This is a genomic window from Bartonella sp. CR84HXZ (assembly GCF_042194535.1).
GTDB lineage: Bacteria > Pseudomonadota > Alphaproteobacteria > Rhizobiales > Rhizobiaceae > Bartonella > Bartonella grahamii.
Genome location: NZ_JBHIMY010000109.1, coordinates 1 through 830, shown reverse-complemented (window position 1 = coordinate 830; position 830 = coordinate 1). Strand labels below are relative to the sequence as shown.

Sequence of the window (830 nt, the reverse complement as noted above, 5' to 3'; positions counted from 1 at the left end):
TTCCCTAATTTTTGAAAAAAATATAAACACCCCCAAAACCCCTACAAAATATATATTACAGGTTGTGTTTATAGAGTGCGTTTAATATAGGTTGTTTAAATTAAAGACCCTTATAAACAAAATTCACAAAAAATTTAAAATTCATTTAGTAAAAAATTGATAGGTTATAAAGATAAAAATACGCATTATGAGAGCGTTTTTTAAATATTATAAATGTATAGATTCAGAAAATAACGCAGTCGTTTTATAAAGCCCATAATATAGCTTTAAAAGCACATAAATATAAAAGAAGCAATTAATAAGCATAATATATTATGAATACACAACGTATTTAAAAAAACAAGAAAAAATATCAAAAAAGACAAAATAAAAATTGACAATAAATACGTATTTTGTTACATAAATAACCAAGTGATGAAAACACTAAGCATGTAGCGAAAAGGTTGCGATAAACCTAATCCTATTATAAAACTGGCTATCTTTTATGCTCTAATTAGCATATATGATGATTTTGTCGGGTGTGGTTATGCTATACAATACTCTTATGAGGAAGGCATAACAACGGACTACATGCCGTGTTTTCAACACCCGGCGCCTTTATAGGCTGTCAATTGAAAACACTAAATCATGTAGGATTTAATTATGACAAATATCTCAAAAACCACCCCCGTTATCTCTTCCATTGCAAATGAAACCGCGCCTGTTAATCAACAAAAGCCTGCAAAAAAATACGAATTTACCAATGAAAAATTCACTTTTGATGGTCTTACTTTACACCGTATACGTGCTCTAAGAGATTTTGATGATATTAAGGCGGGAGACCTCGGCGG

1 pseudogene is annotated in these 830 nt (G+C 30.1%); it reads left to right on the top strand.

Features of this window, described 5'->3' with window-relative positions:
* Positions 1-642: 642 nt before the first annotated feature.
* Positions 643-830, top strand: a pseudogene (locus ACFIKD_RS09645) (hypothetical protein); the annotation flags it as partial.